This window comes from Rhizobium sp. LjRoot98 (genome assembly GCF_964252935.1).
Lineage (GTDB): Bacteria > Pseudomonadota > Alphaproteobacteria > Rhizobiales > Rhizobiaceae > Pararhizobium.
The window spans coordinates 90,671-109,561 of the sequence record NZ_CAXUPW020000003.1; the positions used below are offsets into that span (position 1 = coordinate 90,671).

Here is an 18,891-nt window from a genome sequence, read left to right on the forward strand (position 1 = left end):
CTTAGGCCGCTGATAGGTCAGCGGCCGAGTGCCGCTGCGAGATCGGCGCGGATGATCTCGGCCAGTTCTTTGGCAGCCCGCTTTTCGCCATCGCGTCTCGCCCGAACCTTGGCAAATTCCTGGTCCGGAAAGTCGACGAGCGAGACGGCCGTACGGTTACCGGAGCGAACGGTTTCGCCGGTATCGGCACGTGTCAGATTATAGTCGGCGGCGACGACGACGCGGCCAGCACCGGCGGTGTCGGTATTGTCGTCGGTGGTGTCCTGATCATACAAAACGCCCTGGATTTCACTGGTGACGTTCAAAGCCAGTTTGTATTGCGCGTTCTTCGGTTCGCCAGCACCACCCGATGTCAGGAAGATCAACGCATTGCGGACTTCCTGCTCGACACGGTCGTCCGCTTCGGAAATCTCGATCGATGCAAGTGCTTTTGCCGGTTTGCCTTGCGGGCCATCCGAGTAGAGCGGCTTGACCTGGCAACCGGCGAGGACCGCAAGAGTGCCGAAAGCCAGAATCTGCGCGTATCTTTGAGCTTTTTCAGACAACGACATTCACGATCCTCTGCGGCACGACGATGATCTTTTTCGGGTTTTGTCCGTTCAATGCGGTCTTGACCGGCTCGAGCGCCAGAACGGCAGCTTCGATTGCAGTCTGATCTGCATCCCGCGCAATTGTCAAATCGGCGCGCTTCTTGCCATTGATCTGCACAGGCATGGTCACTTCGTTTTCGGCAACCAGCGCGTCGCTGTAGGCCGGCCAGGCCGTCTGGGCGACCAGGCCCGCTCCGCCGATCTCCTGCCAGCATTGCTCGGCGAGATGCGGCATCATCGGAGCGACCAGGCTGATCAGGATCGACACGGCATCCTTGGCGGCCGCTGTGGTCTCTTGATCCGCTGTTCCCGTCGCAACCTGCGTCAGCGGATTGGCAAGGGTATTGACGAGCTCATAGAGCCGCGCCACGGCCTTGTTGAAGGCGAGCTTGTCATAGTCCGCCTGAACGGCTTTCAGCGTCTTGTGGGCGGCCTGCGAGATCGCCAGAGCAGGACCAGTGGAAGCGGGTCTTGCTTCAACGGCTTTCAGTGCGTCCGACGCTTCGGACACCAGCCGCCACAGGCGCTGGACGAAACGGTGGGCGCCTTCGACGCCGGCTTCCGACCAGATCACATCGCGATCGGGGGGCGAGTCGGAAAGTACGAAGAAGCGCGCGGTATCAGCGCCATAGGAAGCAATGATATCGTCTGGATCGACAACGTTCTTCTTCGATTTCGACATTTTCTCGATCGAACCGATGGTAATGGGTTCGCCGGTTTCAATTAGGCTTGCCTGCCGCTTGCCGTCGGTTTCGACGATGATGATTTCGGCCGGCGTCACCCATTCGCGCTGAGCGCCCTGCCCGCGGCTATAGGTTTCGTGCACGACCATGCCCTGGGTGAACAGGCCCTTGAAGGGCTCGTCGAGACCGGCATGCCCCGTGGCCTTCATTGCCCGGGTAAAGAAGCGTGAATAGAGCAGATGCAGGATCGCATGCTCGATGCCGCCGATATACTGGTCGACCGGCAGCCAGTGATCGACTGCTGCCGGATCGGTCGGTTTGCTTTCCCATGGGGCCGTGAAACGGGCAAAATACCAGGAGGAATCGACGAACGTGTCCATCGTGTCGGTTTCGCGGCGTGCGTCCTTGCCGCATTGCGGGCAGGACACGTGACGCCATGTGGGGTGACGGTCGAGCGGATTGCCCGGCTTGTCGAAAGTGACGTCATCAGGCAGCTTGACCGGCAGATCAGCCTTTGGCACGGGGACGACGCCGCAATCGTCGCAATGGATAACCGGGATCGGGCAGCCCCAATAGCGCTGGCGGGAAATGCCCCAGTCGCGCAGGCGGAAATTGACCTTGCGCTCAGCCTGCGGTGCATTGCCGAGCGAGGCCTGCTCCAGGCCCGAGGCCACCTTGTCAAAGGCTTCTTCGATCGTCAGGCCGTCGAGATGGCGTGAATTGATCATCACGCCGTCGCCGACATAGGCTTCATCGCCAATCGTAAAGCTTGCAGCGTCGCCGTCCTTCGGCATCACCACGGCAACAACCGGCAGTCCGTACTTGCGGGCGAAGTCGAGGTCGCGCTGGTCGCCAGACGGGCAGCCGAAGATCGCGCCGGTACCATAGTCCATCAGCACGAAATTGGCGACGTAGACCGGCAGTTCCCAGCTCGGGTCAAGCGGGTGCTTGACGCGGATGCCGGTATCGATGCCCTTTTTCTCAGCCGTTTCCAGCGCTGCCAGCGATGTGCCGGCGCGGCGGGTTTCCTCGCAGAAGGTTTCGATCTCTGCGTTACCGGCCGCCGCCTGGCGCGCCAGCGGATGATCAGCGGCAATGGCCAGGAAGGAGGCGCCAAACAGCGTGTCCGGCCGGGTCGTGTAGACGGCGACTTCGGTCGTGTCTGCTGCACCGGTGCCTGGAACGATTTCCCAGCGGATGGTCAGACCCTCGGAGCGGCCGATCCAGTTCTTCTGCATCAGACGGACCTTTTCCGGCCACTGATCCAGCGTGTCGAGCGAATCGAGCAGGTCCTGGTTGAAATCGGTGATGCGGAAGAACCATTGTGTCAGTTCCCGCTGTTCGACCAAGGCACCGGAGCGCCAGCCGCGTCCATCGATCACCTGTTCATTGGCCAGAACGGTGTTATCGACCGGATCCCAGTTGACCTTCGACTGCTTGCGGTAGACGAGGCCCTTTTCGAGGAAATCCACGAACAGGTGCTGCTGATGCTGGTAATATTCGACGTCGCAGGTGGCGAACTCACGCGACCAGTCAAGCGACAGTCCCATGACCTTCAGCTGCGCCTTCATCGAGGCAATGTTCTGGTAGGTCCAGGCGGCCGGGTGCACGCCGCGTTCCATCGCGGCATTTTCCGCCGGCATGCCGAAAGCATCCCAGCCCATCGGATGCAGGACGTTATAGCCGCGTGCCCGCTTGTAGCGCGCCACGACGTCGCCCATGGCGTAGTTGCGGACATGGCCCATGTGAATCCGGCCCGACGGATACGGGAACATCTCGAGGACGTAATATTTTTCGCGCGGATCGGTGTTGTCCGTGGTGAAGACGTTGTTCTTTTCCCATTCCTGTTGCCAGCGGGGTTCAGAATCGCGCGGATTGTAACGTTCGGTAGCCATATGATCGATGTTCCGGAAATTGGGCGAGGGGAAATCAGTCCCCTGGATATTTGGCGTGACCTTCACCATGAAACAAGCGTAGCGTCAAGTTTTGGAAGGCTTTGAGGCAAAACTTTGAAGCATTTGGCCGACATCCGGTGATTACGGCTTGGCAGTCCTGTTCAGTTTGACTATTGCGCCCCTCAGGCTGAAAGTGATGGAGATGATGGCGATGAACGTGGAAGAACGGTTGAATGATGTCTTGAGCCGGATTCGCGATGCAGAGGATGCCGCTGGTCGTCCGTTTGGAACCGCTGCGCTGGTTGCGGTCTCCAAGACCTTCGATGCCGATGCTATCCGTCCCGTGATTGCAACAGGCCAGCGGACTTTCGGCGAAAACCGCGTCCAGGAAGCGCAGGGGAAGTGGCCGGAGCTGAAGGCGGAAACCGCTGACATCGAGCTTCATCTGATCGGCCCGCTGCAATCCAACAAGGCGGCGGATGCCGTAGCGCTATTCGATGTTATCGAGACCATCGATCGCGAGAAGATCGCTCGTGCCATTGCGGCGGAAATCACACGGCAAGGCAAGCCCGTTCGCCTCTATGTCCAGGTCAATACCGGGCTTGAGCCGCAGAAGGCAGGCATCGCACCGGATGATACCGTGGCTTTCGTCACACTGTGCAGAGAAACGATCGGCATTCCGGTGGAAGGGTTGATGTGCATTCCGCCGGCGGATGAAAATCCCGGCCCGCATTTCGCGCTGCTTGCCAAGCTTGCAGAACGGTGCGGCCTGAAAAAGCTCTCCATGGGTATGTCCGGCGATTTCGATATTGCCGTACAGTTTGGCGCCACCAGCGTTCGTGTCGGCTCGGCGATCTTCGGGACACGCTGAACCGTCAGCTCGTTCTGAAGGTCTAACGCTTTCGTCTGGCTTCTCCCTGCTCCGGCAATCTCCTATGCTTCTCTGCGGAGGCCGGTTCATCCGGTATGGAAGTGGAGGAGACGGCAATGGCGAGCAGCTATTCCGGTGTTTACAGTGCATGGAAACAGGAGCCGGAGGCATTCTGGGCCGAAGCAGCCCGCGAGATTGACTGGTTCCAGCCGTTCGATCGGGTTTTCGATCCCGGTCAGGGCGTTTACGGGCGCTGGTTTCCCGGGGGTGAAACCAATACCTGTTTCAATTGCCTCGATCGCCAGGTAGCAGTGGGGCTCGGCGATCAGAACGCGTTGATTTACGACAGTCCGGTGACCGGCACCGTCGAACACTGGACCTACCGGGCCATGCTTGATGAGGTCGTGGCGCTCGCTTCCGTCTATCGCGATCTGGGGATAGGCAAGGGCGACCGGATCATCATCTACATGCCGATGATCCCGCAGGCCGTGTTCGCCATGCTCGCTTCGGCCCGTATTGGTGCCACTCACTCCGTTGTTTTCGGTGGTTTCGCGGCGAGTGAACTGGCAACCCGCATCACCGATTGCGAGGCAAAGCTGGTCCTATCGGCCAGTTGCGGCATCGAGGCTGGTAAAACGATTGCCTACAAGCCGTTGCTCGATGCGGCGATCGAGATCAGCCGGCACAAGCCGGAGCATTGCCTTGTCTTTCAACGGTCCATGTTGAAGGCCGAGTTGCAAGCGGACCGCGACATAGACTTCGCCGCCGCTGTTACATCAGCCAAACAGCAAGGCGCCGACGTGCCCTGCACGCCGGTTCTGGCCACTGATCCGCTTTATATCCTCTATACGTCGGGAACTACGGGCCAGCCGAAAGGCGTCGTGCGTGACAATGGCGGCCACATGGTCGCGCTTAAATGGTCTATGCAGCATTTCTTCGGTATCAAGCCGGGCGAGGTGTTTTGGGCGGCATCTGATATCGGTTGGGTCGTTGGCCACTGCTACATCGTCTATGGGCCGCTGCTGAACGGCTCGACGGCAATCCTCTATGAAGGAAAACCGGTGGGCACGCCCGATGCTGGCGCCTATTGGCGCGTGATCGAACAGCATCGCGTGACCACGCTGTTTACGGCGCCGACTGCTTTTCGCGCCATCCGCAAGGAGGATCCGCAGGGCGAATTGATCCACCGTTACGACCTGTCGAGTTTTAAGGCCCTCTTTCTGGCGGGCGAACGCGCCGATCCGGATACGGTCGCCTGGGCAGAAGAGAAACTCGGTGTTCCCGTCATCGACAATTGGTGGCAAACGGAAACGGGCTGGCCCGTGGCCGGAAACCCGATCGGGCTCGGTTTGCTGCCGGTGAAGTATGGCTCTGCCGCCGTGCCGCTGCCGGGATATGACGTGCAGGTGCTGGATGACGCCGGTCACCCCGTGGAATCCGGAACGCTGGGCAATGTCGTCATCAAGCTGCCAATGCCGCCGGGTTGCCTGCCGACATTCTGGAACGCCGATCAGCGGTTTCACGACACGTGCCTTGCCGAATTCCCCGGTTACTATCGAACGGCCGACGCCGGCTATATCGATCAGGATGGCTACATCTTCATCATGTCGCGCACCGACGATATCATTAATGTCGCCGGCCATCGCCTCTCCACCGGCGCCATGGAGGAAATCTGCGCCAGCCACGCCGATGTGGCCGAATGCGCGGTCATCGGCATTGCCGATCCGATCAAGGGTCAGGTGCCCGCCGGTTTCCTGGTCATCAATGCCAATGTTTCCCGTGAAACAGCCGATATCGAGAGGGAGGTCGTTGGTCTTGTTCGTGAGCGCATCGGCCCTGTGGCAGCCTTCAAGATGGCGATCTGCGTCAAGCGTCTGCCCAAGACGCGTTCGGGCAAGATCTTGCGCGGCACGATGCAGAAGATTGCCGATCACGAAGACTGGAAGATGCCGGCGACCATCGACGATCCGGCCGTGCTCGACGAAATCGCCGCGGTGCTGCAGACGCGCGGTATCGGTCTCTAGCAACAGGCAACGACCATTAGCCGGAGTCCGGGATGATGGTCAGAGCCTCGATCGGAGAGAGGTGAGGCTCCGCTGGCCAGTGGGCTCCAAAACTCTGCTTCCACATGGATGCCGGACACCCGATCGCCATCGGCGATCGGGTGCATCTCTGTTGCCATTATTTGCCGGGTACGCCCTTTGACCATTCAGCCCAATCAGTGATGACGGCATTCGCAAATGTCGAGCCGACACGGTAGGCATTGGCGGTGGAGGGAAGAAAGCCGCCGGACTCTGCCGATAGGGATTCGACAGCTGTCTGTCCCGGTGCCTCGCGGTCGAAATTGGAGGCGGTGCGTAAAAGGGCGATCCGGTTGAAATCGACAAGTCCGGCGTCAGCGCCTCGGCGCAGTGCCGTCAGTGACGCGTTGTCTTCCATCTGGGTGGTGCAATAGTTCGCCTTGCCGTCGGTCACCAAGGACGCCCATTCCTGCATGCCCTCGGCAATCTTCGAGCCATGCCAGTAGGTGTCGATGGAGACCGTGTCGCAGATCGCGACGATCGGGGCGCTGCTGCCCGGGCCTGCCGGGTAGGTGGCGCGGTAGGCTTTTGCCTTGTCGCCGTCGGCGAGTTCGATCGTCTTTGTCAACGCAAACGCTTTTTCGAGCAATGCTTCGTCGAGCTTGTAGACTTCGGTTCCCGAACCCCATTTGGGTTTCTCGCCCGGATGTTTGGCGCCCAGCGCGACCATGCCGTTTGGCCAGTCGGCGGGAATTTGGCGCGGGTCGATATCGTGCCGCAAGCCGCCATCGATGGCATAGCGAGCCCAGAGTGCGGAGCCGAGTGTTGCGTCGTTCGGATCGACGCCAGCAATGCCGGCGATCAGGATGTAGGTCTGCTTGAGGTCGAAAAGACCGCTGTAGACCACGGCGGATACGGAACTTGCGGCATTGGCGAAGCCCATGGCGGTCGTCATGACGCACAGGCCCTCGGCGTCGCAGGCGACATCCGGATATTCCTTCGAAAGGCCCGGAACCTTTATCTTCGTCTCAAGCTTGCGCGCTTCGATCCAGGGTTTGGCTTCTTCGCCGAACATGGTGACGACGAGAACTTTTGGCGCAACGGCATCTGCGGCGGAAGCGATCGTGGCCGTGGAAAGAACAGCCGAGGCTGCAGCCGCGATCGGCGCGAGGACGGAAAGGAGACGAGGCATGCGGGATCCTGGATTTGGCGTGAAGGGAAACGATTTGCCCCAAGGCGGGGCAGACCGATACTGAGAGCGAAGCAAGATTCGTGCCCGCTATCCTTCCCCATCGCTGGAATGATCGCAAGCCCGGGTATGTGGCCAGTTGAGCCGCTCCGGCGATTGTTGCCGGATCTATTTGAGCCTTCCCAAGGCAGATTGCCGTTTTAACCGTCAGTACATGCCGCAGAAAACAAAAAACCCGGATCAGCCGATCCGGGTTTTGTTGTTGGAAACTATATTCTCCAATCAGAAGGCGTCGTCTTCGTCTTCGTCCTTGCGATCGGACTTGAGGGCCTTGAGCTTGGAGAAGACGGCGTCGGCGTCGATTTCCTTTTCCTCTTCGCGATCGTAGGAGAACGGCAGCTTTTCCGTTTCCTTCGAGGCTTCCAGAGTGGCGCCAAGTTCGGCTGCGGTTGGCAAAGGACGGCCTTTGTTGGCGCGTTCAACTTCCAGGTCGAGGTCGATCTGCGTGCAGAGACCAAGCGTAACCGGGTCCATGGCTGTCAGGTTGGTCGAATTCCAGTGGGTGCGCTCGCGGATCTGCTCGATCGTCGATTTGGTGGTGCCGACGAGACGCGAGATCTGGGCATCCTTCAGTTCAGAATGGTTGCGTACCAGCCACAGAATGGCGTTCGGGCGGTCCTGGCGTTTGGAAACCGGGGTGTAGCGCGGGCCCTTGCGCTTGCTGTCCGGGACGCGAACCTTCGGTTCGGAAATCTTCAGCTTGTGGTTCGGATTGGCTTCGGCGCGGGCGATCTCGTCGCGCGACAGCTGACCGGTGGCGATCGGATCGAGGCCCTTGATGCCCTGCGCGGATTCGCCGTCGGCAATTGCCTTGACTTCCAGCGGGTGCAGCTTGCAGAACGTGGCGATCTGTTCGAACGACAGGGCAGTGTTGTCAACAAGCCATACGGCCGTCGCTTTGGGCATAAGCAGTTGTTGAGCCATGGATATAGTCCTTCTGTCCGTCCGCGCCGGTGTCGCGGGCCGTGGGGGTGTAACCACTTAATTTCCGGGAAATTAGCGCCTCTATACCCTCGTCCTCTCAGAAATGCAATTCTTCTTGAAGAAATGACCTTTTGTCTAATGGACGCCGTGCCTTGACCTGATATGTATGGCGCCCGAAGCGGGCGAGCGCGAGGAGATGCGCCGCCTGAAACTGCCTGTGCAGGGAGGAAATCATCATGTCTGCCAAAACCTATCCGATCCTGGAATCCGCCCGCAAGCGCGCGCTTATCGACGATGCGACCTATCAGGCGTGGTACCAGCAAAGTGTCACAAACCCTGAAGCTTTCTGGGGCGAGCATGGCAAGCGCATTGACTGGTTCAAGCCCTACACGACGGTCAAGAACACGTCGTTCGACGGTGATGTGTCGATCAAGTGGTTCGAGGATGGCGTCACCAACGTCTCCTACAACTGCATCGACCGACACCTGGAAAAGCGCGGCGATCAGGTGGCGATCATCTGGGAAGGCGATAATCCGTATGACGACAAGAAGATCACCTATCGCGAGCTGCATGAGCACGTCTGCCGCCTCGCCAATGTGCTGAAGGCAAACGGCGTCAAACAAGGCGACCGCGTCACCATCTACATGCCGATGATCCCGGAAGCCGCCTATGCGATGCTCGCCTGCACGCGCATCGGTGCGGTGCATTCGATCGTTTTCGGCGGTTTTTCGCCGGATGCCCTGGCCGGCCGTATCGTCGATTGCGAATCCACGGTCGTCATCACTGCCGATGAGGGCCTGCGCGGCGGCAAGCCGATCCCGCTGAAAGCCAATACCGACCAGGCTATCGAGATCGCTTCGCGCGGCGGCGTCGAGGTCACGTCGGTGATCGTCGTTCGCCGCACAGCCGGCAAGATCGCTTGGTTCTCCGAGCGTGATATCTGGTACCATCAGGCCGTCGCCAACGTCGAAGCGATTTGTCCGCCGGCACCGATGAATGCCGAAGATCCGCTGTTCATCCTCTACACGTCCGGTTCGACTGGAAAGCCGAAGGGCGTCTTGCACACGACCGGCGGTTATCTCGTCTATGCGTCGATGACGCATCAATATGTTTTCGATTATCACGAAGGCGACATCTACTGGTGCACCGCCGATGTCGGCTGGGTCACCGGCCATTCCTATATCGTCTACGGTCCGCTGGCCAATGGCGCCACGACGCTGATGTTCGAGGGCGTCCCGACCTATCCGGACGCCGGCCGTCTCTGGGACGTGGTCGACAAGCATCAGGTCAACATCTTCTACACCGCACCGACCGCCATACGGGCACTGATGGGTCAAGGCGACGCTTTCGTCACCCGCTCGAAGCGCAAATCCCTGCGCACGCTCGGCTCGGTCGGCGAGCCGATCAATCCTGAAGCGTGGGAATGGTACTATCACGTGGTTGGCGACGGCCGATGCCCGGTGGTCGATACCTGGTGGCAGACAGAGACCGGCGGGATCCTGATTACCCCCCTGCCCGGCGCGACTGCCCTGAAACCGGGCTCCGCCACCCGCCCCTTCTTCGGCGTGCAGCCGCAGCTGGTCGATGGCGAAGGCAAGGTGATCGAGGGAGCGGCCGATGGCAATCTCTGCATCACCGACAGCTGGCCGGGCCAGATGCGCACCGTCTATGGTGATCACGAGCGCTTCATCCAGACGTATTTTGCCACCTACAAGGGCAAGTATTTCACCGGTGACGGCTGCCGCCGCGATGATGATGGCTATTACTGGATCACCGGCCGCGTTGATGACGTGTTGAACGTCTCCGGCCATCGCATGGGCACGGCGGAAGTCGAATCAGCGCTTGTCAGCCATGATTCGGTCTCGGAAGCCGCCGTTGTTGGCTATCCACACGACATCAAGGGCCAGGGCATCTATTGCTACGTGACGCTGATGGTCGGCGAAACCGGTTCGGACGATCTGCGCAAGGCGCTGGTCACCCATGTCCGCAAGGAAATCGGCGCCATTGCTTCGCCGGATAAGATCCAGTTCGCCCCCGGCCTGCCAAAAACCCGCTCCGGCAAGATCATGCGCCGTATTCTGCGCAAGATCGCCGAAGACGATTTTGGCTCGCTCGGTGATACCTCGACGCTCGCCGATCCGGCGGTTGTCGATGACCTGATCACCAACCGTCAAAACAAGAAATAGAGCGCTGAAAGGTCAGCATGTTCCCTCTTCTCCCCATAGGGAGAAGGTGGCGCGAAGCCGGATGAGGGACCAAGCGCTCGTAATGTGCCGTGCCCCCCATCGCCTCGCACCCGTTCGGCACTTCTCCCCGCTGGGGAGAAGTGGATAACCCCGCTGATTCACCAAAACGACGTACAGGCCTTTGATTTTCGTCCGCCATCATAAGGCGAGACATAACCGCCAGCAGCATTTCCTGAGCCGGATTCCGCCCATCCGAAAGGCTGACATCGGCGACGACCCGGCCAAAATACTTGTCGCCGGAAATATGCGTCAACTGGATTTCGCCCTGTTCGCTGGTCAGGCTTGCAAGCGCTGACCGCGCCTGCCGTCCGGCATCGCGCGTGGCTGCGCAGGCCGATTTAAGCTCCGGCGCATCAATGCCGCGCAGCCGGACATAGACTTCCATGGTCTGTTGCGGCCAGGGTTTCGCCGCCACCAGAATTGTGTCGCCATCGATGACACGGATGACGTCTGCAGTCACCGGCCCGGCGATTTCGATTCGTTTGCCGGATTCAGAGGCATGCGAAGAGCCGACCAGGGAAATGGTTGCCAGAGTGGCGACGGAAAACGGGATCGAGCGAAACATCATGAATAGGAAAATATACCGTTCATGACGGCAGATCAACAGGAATTATTTCCTTAGAAATCGATTGCCCGGCCGTTGATCTCCCAGTCACCAAAGCGCGATGGCTCCGCGCCGCCACGCCCGCCCAGTTCTTCCGGCAGTTCGACCGGCTTTTGCGCCTTGCGGCGTTCGTCAGCTTCGGCCAGCGCGCGCTTTGCTGCGGGCGAAAGGGGTTTGCGCGGCTCCAGTGCCGAATTGTCGTTGTCGTTTTGCATGCGAATTTCCGCGAAAAAGTTGAAGAATGCGCCTAATGTCCCCATCATATAGGAAACCTTTGTTCAAGCGAAACCATGATTCACGTGAAACATCGGCAACTTTGGAGATCTGACTGATGAACCTGATGCGCACCGCGATGCTTCTGGCCTTCATGACCGCGTTGTTCATGGCGGTCGGCTTCCTCATCGGCGGAAGGGGCGGCATGATGATCGCGCTTGTCATTGCGGCCGGTATGAACTTCTTTTCCTACTGGAACTCCGACAGCATGGTGCTGCGCATGTACCGCGCCCAGGAAGTCGACGAGCGTACAGCCCCGGAATATTACGGTATCGTCCGTGATCTCGCGGGGAACGCCGGACTGCCCATGCCGAAGGTCTACGTCATCGATAATCCGCAGCCGAATGCCTTTGCCACCGGCCGCAATCCCGAAAATGCTGCGGTGGCCGCATCCACCGGGTTGTTGAATGCGTTGACCTATGATGAAGTAGCAGGCGTCATGGCGCATGAACTGGCTCACGTGCAAAACCGTGACACGCTGACCATGACACTGACGGCGACGCTTGCCGGCGCGATCTCGATGCTCGGCAATTTCGCCTTCTTCTTCGGCGGCAATCGTGAAAACAACAATCCGCTCGGCTTCATCGGTGTGCTGGTGGCGATGATCGTCGCGCCGTTCGCGGCGATGATCGTGCAGATGGCCGTCAGCCGGACGCGTGAATATTCGGCCGACCGGCGCGGTGCCGAGATCTGCTGCAAGCCTTTGGCCCTGGCATCGGCACTGGCCAAAATCTCCAATTTCGCCCATCAGGTGCCGAACGCCGAAGCCGAACGCAATCCGGCCACGGCGCATATGTTTATCATCAATCCATTGTCGGGGGAGCGCATGGACAACCTGTTCTCCACCCATCCGGCGACGGAAAACCGCATCGCTGCCTTGCAACAGATGGCGCAAGAAATGCAGCCGGTCTCGACGCGGCCGGTCAGGGCTGATAATCCCGTGCGCAAATCGCGCTCCGTGCCGCCGACAGGCTGGGGTCGCGGTGGTTCTGAACCACCGAAAAAAGGTCCCTGGTCTTGACGTCTGACGACAATAGAAATGATTCGCGCCCGAAACGAAATAAACGCCCTGCCCGTTCGCGCGGCGATGGTTCGGAGAATCCGGCGTTCGAACGCAGTGACAAGCCCGGAATCCGGGCCAGGCAGGCCGCCGCTAAAATGCTTGCCGCCGTTGTCGATCGCAAAACCTCGCTGGATGGCATGCTGGATGCCGGCAACGGCAATCCGGTCTATCGCGAGCTGAATGAGGCCGACCGTGCGCTGGTTCGCGCGATCCTGAACTCGGCCCTGCGGCAATTGCCGCGCATCGAGGCGATGATCGGCTCCTTGCTGCAAAATCCGCTGCCGGAAGGCGCCCGTGCGCTTGATCATGTGTTGACGGTGGCCGCGGCGCAAATCCTCTATCTGGATATTCCCGATCATTCCGCCGTCGATCTTGCAGTCGAGCAAGCGCAGATCGATCCGCGCAACAAGCGTTTCGCCAGTCTCGTCAATGCCGTGCTGCGCCGCATGTCCCGCGAAAAGCGGGATCTGCTTGAAAATATCGGTGAAAAGATCCCGGCGATTCCGGCTTGGTTCCACAAACGGCTGGTCTCCTATTACGGTGCCGACGAGGCAGGCCGCATCGCCGACGCACTTTTGACCCCTGCTGCTATCGATTTGACCGTCAAATCCAACCCGGAGAGCTGGGCGGAGCGGCTGAATGGCCGCCTTCTGCCGACCGGTTCTGTGCGTCTTGCCGGGTTTTCCGGCGCGGTTCCTTCGCTGGACGGATTCGATGATGGCGAATGGTGGGTACAGGATGCCGCCGCCGCCCTTCCCGCCAGGCTTTTCGGCCCCCTTGCTGGCAAGCGTGTCATCGACCTCTGCGCCGCACCCGGCGGCAAGACGGCACAGCTCATTCTCGCCGGTGCCGAGGTGACGGCACTCGATCAATCGGCGAGCCGCCTCAAGCGGCTTCAGGGCAATCTTGCCCGTCTGGGGCTGGAAGCGACCACCCAGGAAATCAACATGGCTGATTTCCGCACCGAAGAGCTGTTCGATGCCGCCCTGCTTGATGCGCCCTGTTCCTCGACCGGCACGATCCGCCGCCATCCGGATGTTCTGTGGACCAAGGGGCCGGAGGATATCGAAAAGCTGGCCGTTTTGCAGGAAAAGCTGCTGCGTCATGCCCTGACCCTGGTCAAGCCCGGCGGCCTTGTGGTCTTTTCAAATTGCTCGCTGGATACACGCGAAGGCGAAGTCGTCACCGAACGCGTCCTGGCTGATGGCCATTGCGAACGGGTAGCGATTAACCCGGCGGATTGGCCTGGTCTCGAAAATGCGGTGACTTCGCTCGGCGAATTCCGCACCACGCCGGCCATGATCGATCCGCAGGACGGGTTCGCAGGTGGTCTCGATGGTTTTTATGCCGTCGTCCTGCGCCGCAAGATTTAGGGACATCTCTGTCAACAGGCACATGACGGGCGTCAATTGACGCTCCTTGTGCCTTTGCCCTAAACAATACGGGTACGATCCATAAAAGTTTAACGGTTTTTCAGGCACGATCACCGTCCTGGAGTATCCGGTACGGACAGCACTCATTCCGGTTTTCAATGCCGCATGAAGCCAGTTCGGGAGTAGGGAGACGCGCAGGCGTCGAAAATGCAGATTTCAGACCGGCAAAGGCTTCTTTATCTGTATGCGCGTGAGGGCTGGCGCCGCTTCTCGCGCCGCCTCGCCTTGGGCCGCAACACCGCATTCCGCTTTACCGGAACAGCGCCTGACCGGCTGATCGTCGCTCCCACCGACCTGCGCGCCATTGATCCTTTCGTGGCGCAGGAAATTCTGCAAGGCCGCTTCCCGTTGGCGGGCCGCGTATTGGATACGGCGGGCGAATCGCCATTCGAGATAGATCTTCCATCGCATGAATTCGCCGTAAGGTTGCATTCCTTCGGTTGGGTCCGGCATATGCGCACGGTCAAGGAAGATGAGGCGTTTGCGCATCTGCGCCATATCGTCAATGACTGGATCATCACGCACGGGCGCTACATCGGCGGTATAGCATGGGAAGCGGATATCATTTCTCAACGCCTGATTGCCTGGCTGTCACATTCGCCGATCATCCTGCGCAATGCCGAGCATCCGTTCTATCGGCGGTTCCTGAAAAGCCTTGCCTTCCAGGTGCGCTATCTGCGCCACATAACCGACACGACCTGCGACGGCGACGCGCGCTTGCGCGCGCGGATCGCGCTCGCCATGGCCTCTGTTGCCATGCCGGCGTCCGAGGCGACGATCCGCAAAGCCGCCCGCAATCTCGATGTGGAGCTTGACCGGCAAATTCTTCCCGATGGCGGCCACAGTTCGCGTAACCCGCGCACGGGTCTGGAATTGCTGATCGACCTGCTGCCGTTGCGTCAGACCTATGTCAATCTCGGTCATGAGGTGCCGGCAAAGTTGATCCCGTGCATCGACCGGATGTATCCGGCGCTGCGGTTCTTCCGTCACGAGGGAGGTGAACTGGCTCTGTTCAACGGCGCCACCTCGACGCTCGCCAATGAGTTGATGGCCGTCCTGCGCTATGACGAAACGGCTGGTGCGCCCTTCAAGGCCTTGCCGCATCTTCAGTATGAACGGCTAGCGCATAACAATGTCGTCGTCATCATGGATACCGGAAAGCCGCTGTCGCCGGAATTGTCGCGCACGGCACATGCGGGTTGCCTGTCGTTCGAAATGTCGTCGGGCCGACACCGGTTCGTGATCAATTCCGGATCACCAAAGTTTGCCGGCGAACGATTCCGCCAGTTGGCGCGCTCGACTGCGGCGCATTCGACCGTAACAATCAATGACCGCTCGTCGTCACGCCTGTCGCAGTCGGGGTTTCTCGGCCCCATCGTCACCGGCGGCGTCTCCAAGGTTGCGGTCCGCCGCGAGGAACGCGCAGGCCAGCCGGATGCTGTCATCGCCAGCCATGATGGCTACGCGCAGGCCTTTGGCCTGCTGCACGAGCGCGACATCAGCGTCAACGGCCAGGCAAATGCGGTTCGCGGCCGCGACCGGCTGTTTCAGCCGGATGGTTCGGAACCGGCGCAAAGCAACAGCGCCGTCGCCGTTGCCCGGTTTCATATTCATCCGTCGATCAATATCCGCCAGCACAGCGCTCATGAGGTCTATCTGAGCGCGCCGGACGGCGAAGTCTGGCTGTTCACGTGCCGCGACGGCGAGGTTCTGGTCGAGGAAGATATCTTCTTTGCCGATCCCTCCGGCGTTCGGAAGTCGTCGCAACTGACCGTCACCTTCGCGGCGGCCTCACAGCCGGAAATCCAGTGGATTTTTTCGCGCGAAGGGTGACAATATCCTTGGTAGAGCGCTCATTGCCGTGACTGCGGTTTCTTCAGGTGAAAAGCTGTGTTAACGGCAGGCGGACATTTGCCGGAAGACCCTCCCGATATCCGGCGCCTAAGCCAAGGAGCTTGATGATGGCTGTCGCCTCCAAGAAGATTCCCGCCCCGGATCAGGTCACTGTCCGCACCGCCCTCCTCTCCGTTTCCGATAAGACCGGCATCGTCGATCTGGCGCGCGCCCTGCACCAGAAGGGCGTTCATCTTGTTTCGACCGGCGGCACGCACAAGGCTCTCGCCGATGCCGGCCTGCCGGTCACCGACGTGTCCGAACTCACCGGTTTTCCGGAAGTGATGGATGGCCGGGTGAAGACGCTGCATCCTGGCGTCCATGGCGGGCTTCTGGCGATCCGCGATGACGAAGATCATGTCCAGGCGATGACGACGCATGGCATTACCGGCATCGATCTGGCCGTGATCAATCTCTATCCCTTCGAGGATGTCCGCGCCAAGGGCGGCGATTATCCGACGACGGTCGAAAATATCGATATCGGCGGCCCGGCAATGATCCGTGCCTCGGCCAAGAACCACGCCTATGTCACCGTCATCACCGACGCCTCCGATTATGCGGGGCTTCTGGCCGAACTGGGCGCCGGTGCCGCCACATCCTTCGCCTTCCGCCAGAAGATGGCGGCCAAGGCCTACGCCCGCACCGCCGCCTATGATACCGCCATTTCAGGCTGGTTCGCCGAGGTGCTGGATACGCCAATGCCGATTCACCGCACCATCGGCGGCGTACTGAAGGAAGAGATGCGCTACGGCGAAAACCCGCATCAGAAAGCCGGATTCTACATCACCGGCGAAAACCGCCCGGGCGTAGCAACAGCGACGCTCCTGCAGGGCAAGCAGCTCTCCTACAACAATATCAACGACACCGACGCCGCCTTCGAGCTGGTTGCCGAGTTCCCGGTTGCAAAATCCCCGGCCGTCGCCATCATCAAGCATGCCAACCCCTGCGGCGTGGCGACCGGCGCGACCCTGCTCGAGGCGTATGAGCGCGCGCTTGCCTGCGATTCCACCTCCGCCTTCGGTGGCATCATCGCTCTCAACCAGGAGCTGGATGGCGCCACGGCGGAAGAAATCGTCAAGCTGTTCACGGAAGTCATCATCGCCCCGTCGGTCAGCGACGTCGCCAAGGTGGTCATCGCCGCCAAGCCGAACCTGCGCCTGCTGATCACCGGCGCTCTGCCCGACCCGCGCATACCCGGCCTGACGGCAAAGACGGTGTCCGGCGGCCTCTTGGTGCAGACGCGTGACAATGGCATGGTCGAGGATCTCGATCTCAAGGTCGTCACCAAGCGCGCACCGACAGCGCAGGAACTGGAAGACATGAAGTTCGCCTTCAAGGTGGCAAAGCATGTGAAATCCAACGCTGTCGTCTATGCCAAGGACGGTCAGACCGTCGGCATCGGTGCGGGCCAGATGAGCCGTGTGGATTCAGCCCGCATCGCCGCCCTGAAGGCCGAAGAAGCCGCCAAGGCGCTCGGACTTGCTGCGCCGCTCACCCGCGGTTCCGCCGTTGCCTCGGAAGCTTTCCTGCCGTTTGCCGATGGTCTGCTGTCGATGATCGCAGCTGGCGCCACTGCCGTTATCCAGCCGGGTGGCTCGATGCGCGATCCGGAAGTCATCGCCGCCGCCGATGAGGCTGGCGTGGCGATGGTGTTTACCGGCATGCGCCATTTCCGGCATTGATCCATCAATCACCGGCTAAGAAACCCGCCTTCCGGCGGGTTTTTTTATGCGGGCTTATTCGCCGGATAAGGCGTGCGGATGAGGATCAGAAGGCCGGCACCCAGAAAAACGACCAGGGCCATCATGCCGATGCGGGCCGATCCCGTCATCAGGGTAACGGTGGCAACGGCGGCGGGCGCCAGAAAGGTCGTTGCACGGCCAGAGAGCGCGTAAATGCCGAAATAGCGCCCTGCCTCATCGGCGCTGACACTGCGCGCCATGTAGGAGCGGGACGAGGCCTGGACCGGACCGAAAGCAATCCCGACCAGAAGGCCAAAGACGATGTAGGCCTTCTCTGCTGCCGTGCCGAACATCGCGCCGGAATCGGTGGTTGGCAGCGGTAGCAGCCCGAACAATGTGTAGCCGGGTCCAGTCGAGACGATGCCGAGCGTGGCGATGGTCAGGCAGATCAGGCTGACGGTAACGATCACCTTGGAGCCGAGTTTTGCATCGAGCCGGCTGGCATAGAGGCAGCCGCCGATCGCCACGACATTAAGAATGATGCCGTAGACGCCAAGCTCGACGGTCTGCCAAGCAAACATGCTGGCAGCAAACGTGCCGCCCAGCGCCAAAAGGCCGTTGACCCCGTCCTGAAAGATCATCCGGGCAATCAGGAAACGCAGGATTCCGGAGCGGTGGCGCAGTTCGCCGATCGTATGGCGCAGTTCAGTCAGTCCGGCGCGCACCGCGGTCATAGCCGGCATAGCGGCCTTCTGGGCATCGGGCGTGAACAGGAACATCGGCAGGATGAAAACCAGATACCAGAGGGCTGAGATCGGCCCCGTGACCCGCGCATCGGCGCCAGTTGCCGGATCAAGCCCGAACAGCGGGTCTATTCCGAGAATTGTTTTGCCGGATTCCGGGCTTCCGGCAAGTAGCGTGACAACGGCAATCAGGACTATCATGCCGCCGAGATAGCCAAGCCCCCAGGCCATGTTGGAGATACGGCCGATCTCTTTTTCGCCGACCAGGCGCGGCATCATCGAATCGTTGAAAACAATCGAGAATTCCGCTGCGATCGAGGCCAGAATAATGAAGATGAACGGATAGATCAGCGACGATCCCGGCACGGCGAACCACAGGAGCGCCAGTGAAATGATCTTGATGACGGCAAAGAATGCGATCCAGGGCTTTCGCGCGCCGGTCTGGTCGGCGATCGACCCGAGTACCGGCGACAACACGGCGATGACGATGCCGGAGATGGTCAGCGTATAGCCCCACATCGCCTGCCCGTAAGCCGGGTCGTCGGTCAGCCGCGAGACGAAGTAGGGGCCAAAGATGAAGGTGATGATCACGGTGAAGAACGGCTGGGCCGCCCAGTCGAACAGCATCCAGCCGCCGAGGCCAGCGCGCGATACCTTTGGCTCGTCGCCAGCCTCCACCGAGATGCTGCTCACCTGATTCTCCACCGTCTGCCCGCCCCGT

Annotated in this window: 14 protein-coding genes; 7 read left to right on the plus strand and 7 right to left on the minus strand. The window is 60.2% G+C overall.

The genetic code is table 11. The features are described 5' to 3' along the window. Positions 1 to 17 precede the first annotated feature (17 nt). Entirely contained in the window at positions 18 to 551 is a 534-nt protein-coding gene (gene lptE, locus ACSQ3J_RS12360) for an LPS assembly lipoprotein LptE (protein ID WP_060502516.1), read from the minus strand. Then, on the minus strand, positions 538 to 3,168 hold the full coding sequence (leuS, locus tag ACSQ3J_RS12365; RefSeq protein WP_060502836.1) for a leucine--tRNA ligase: 2,631 nt from the start codon (positions 3,166 to 3,168) through the stop codon (positions 538 to 540). The genes lptE and leuS overlap by 14 nt, the downstream gene beginning before the upstream one ends. A 211-nt stretch (positions 3,169 to 3,379) precedes the next feature. Between leuS and ACSQ3J_RS12370 the strand changes: the two genes are divergently transcribed. Both ACSQ3J_RS12370 and ACSQ3J_RS12375 read left to right on the plus strand, forming a co-directional pair. Then, on the plus strand, positions 3,380 to 4,039 hold the full coding sequence (locus ACSQ3J_RS12370) for a YggS family pyridoxal phosphate-dependent enzyme (protein WP_060502837.1): 660 nt from the start codon (positions 3,380 to 3,382) through the stop codon (positions 4,037 to 4,039). Between the two features lie 116 nt (positions 4,040 to 4,155). Further along, the gene (locus tag ACSQ3J_RS12375) at positions 4,156 to 6,063 is read left to right on the plus strand and encodes a propionyl-CoA synthetase (RefSeq protein ID WP_060502517.1); all 1,908 of its coding nucleotides are present in this window, start codon (positions 4,156 to 4,158) and stop codon (positions 6,061 to 6,063) included. Positions 6,064 to 6,220: 157 nt separating this feature from the next. On the opposite strand, the gene ACSQ3J_RS12380 is transcribed toward ACSQ3J_RS12375, so the two are convergent. Beyond that, positions 6,221 to 7,252: a purine-nucleoside phosphorylase gene (locus ACSQ3J_RS12380; protein WP_060502518.1), complete on the minus strand. Its 1,032-nt coding sequence runs from the start codon at positions 7,250 to 7,252 to the stop codon at positions 6,221 to 6,223. A gap of 279 nt (positions 7,253 to 7,531) precedes the next feature. Continuing rightward, the gene (locus ACSQ3J_RS12385; protein ID WP_060502519.1) at positions 7,532 to 8,233 is read right to left on the minus strand and encodes a DUF1013 domain-containing protein; all 702 of its coding nucleotides are present in this window, start codon (positions 8,231 to 8,233) and stop codon (positions 7,532 to 7,534) included. Between the two features lie 236 nt (positions 8,234 to 8,469). On the opposite strand from ACSQ3J_RS12385, the gene acs reads away from it, so the two are divergent. Next, positions 8,470 to 10,419, plus strand: coding sequence for an acetate--CoA ligase (gene acs, locus ACSQ3J_RS12390; RefSeq protein WP_060502520.1), 1,950 nt, complete (start codon positions 8,470 to 8,472; stop codon positions 10,417 to 10,419). On the opposite strand, the gene ACSQ3J_RS12395 is transcribed toward acs, so the two are convergent. After that, a complete protein-coding gene (locus ACSQ3J_RS12395; RefSeq protein ID WP_244481943.1) occupies positions 10,394 to 11,083 on the minus strand; it encodes a thermonuclease family protein in 690 nt (229 codons plus the stop codon). The two genes, acs and ACSQ3J_RS12395, sit on opposite strands and share 26 nt — an antisense overlap. 14 nt (positions 11,084 to 11,097) lie before the next feature. Beyond that, complete coding sequence (locus tag ACSQ3J_RS12400; protein WP_060502521.1) at positions 11,098 to 11,346, minus strand: DUF1674 domain-containing protein; 249 nt, start codon at positions 11,344 to 11,346, stop codon at positions 11,098 to 11,100. Between the two features lie 68 nt (positions 11,347 to 11,414). Between ACSQ3J_RS12400 and htpX the strand changes: the two genes are divergently transcribed. From htpX to purH, 4 genes are all read left to right on the plus strand, one after another. Beyond that, positions 11,415 to 12,377: a zinc metalloprotease HtpX gene (gene htpX, locus ACSQ3J_RS12405; protein ID WP_436039264.1), complete on the plus strand. Its 963-nt coding sequence runs from the start codon at positions 11,415 to 11,417 to the stop codon at positions 12,375 to 12,377. Beyond that, on the plus strand, positions 12,374 to 13,792 hold the full coding sequence (locus ACSQ3J_RS12410; protein ID WP_060502523.1) for an RsmB/NOP family class I SAM-dependent RNA methyltransferase: 1,419 nt from the start codon (positions 12,374 to 12,376) through the stop codon (positions 13,790 to 13,792). Before htpX ends, ACSQ3J_RS12410 begins: the two co-directional genes overlap by 4 nt. A 207-nt stretch (positions 13,793 to 13,999) precedes the next feature. Beyond that, entirely contained in the window at positions 14,000 to 15,685 is a 1,686-nt protein-coding gene (locus tag ACSQ3J_RS12415; protein ID WP_060502524.1) for a heparinase II/III family protein, read from the plus strand. A gap of 128 nt (positions 15,686 to 15,813) precedes the next feature. Further along, a complete protein-coding gene (gene purH, locus ACSQ3J_RS12420) occupies positions 15,814 to 17,427 on the plus strand; it encodes a bifunctional phosphoribosylaminoimidazolecarboxamide formyltransferase/IMP cyclohydrolase (RefSeq protein ID WP_060502838.1) in 1,614 nt (537 codons plus the stop codon). Between the two features lie 44 nt (positions 17,428 to 17,471). Here purH and ACSQ3J_RS12425 read toward each other — a convergent pair whose 3' ends face one another. Continuing rightward, positions 17,472 to 18,863 (minus strand): MFS transporter, encoded by a 1,392-nt coding sequence (locus ACSQ3J_RS12425; RefSeq protein WP_244481945.1) that lies wholly within the window; start codon positions 18,861 to 18,863, stop codon positions 17,472 to 17,474. Positions 18,864 to 18,891 lie beyond the last annotated feature (28 nt).

Bases quoted from the DNA above. Each gene is read 5' to 3' on its own strand.
- ACSQ3J_RS12375 (WP_060502517.1), top strand. From the start codon at position 4,156: ATGGCGAGCAGCTATTCCGGTGTTTACAGTGCATGGAAACAGGAGCCG.
- purH (WP_060502838.1), top strand. From the start codon at position 15,814: ATGGCTGTCGCCTCCAAGAAGATTCCCGCCCCGGATCAGGTCACTGTC.
- ACSQ3J_RS12380 (WP_060502518.1), bottom strand. From the start codon at position 7,252: ATGCCTCGTCTCCTTTCCGTCCTCGCGCCGATCGCGGCTGCAGCCTCG.
- leuS (WP_060502836.1), bottom strand. From the start codon at position 3,168: ATGGCTACCGAACGTTACAATCCGCGCGATTCTGAACCCCGCTGGCAA.
- lptE (WP_060502516.1), bottom strand. From the start codon at position 551: ATGTCGTTGTCTGAAAAAGCTCAAAGATACGCGCAGATTCTGGCTTTC.
- acs (WP_060502520.1), top strand. From the start codon at position 8,470: ATGTCTGCCAAAACCTATCCGATCCTGGAATCCGCCCGCAAGCGCGCG.
- ACSQ3J_RS12400 (WP_060502521.1), bottom strand. From the start codon at position 11,346: ATGATGGGGACATTAGGCGCATTCTTCAACTTTTTCGCGGAAATTCGC.
- htpX (WP_436039264.1), top strand. From the start codon at position 11,415: ATGAACCTGATGCGCACCGCGATGCTTCTGGCCTTCATGACCGCGTTG.
- ACSQ3J_RS12415 (WP_060502524.1), top strand. From the start codon at position 14,000: ATGCAGATTTCAGACCGGCAAAGGCTTCTTTATCTGTATGCGCGTGAG.
- ACSQ3J_RS12370 (WP_060502837.1), top strand. From the start codon at position 3,380: ATGAACGTGGAAGAACGGTTGAATGATGTCTTGAGCCGGATTCGCGAT.
- ACSQ3J_RS12385 (WP_060502519.1), bottom strand. From the start codon at position 8,233: ATGGCTCAACAACTGCTTATGCCCAAAGCGACGGCCGTATGGCTTGTT.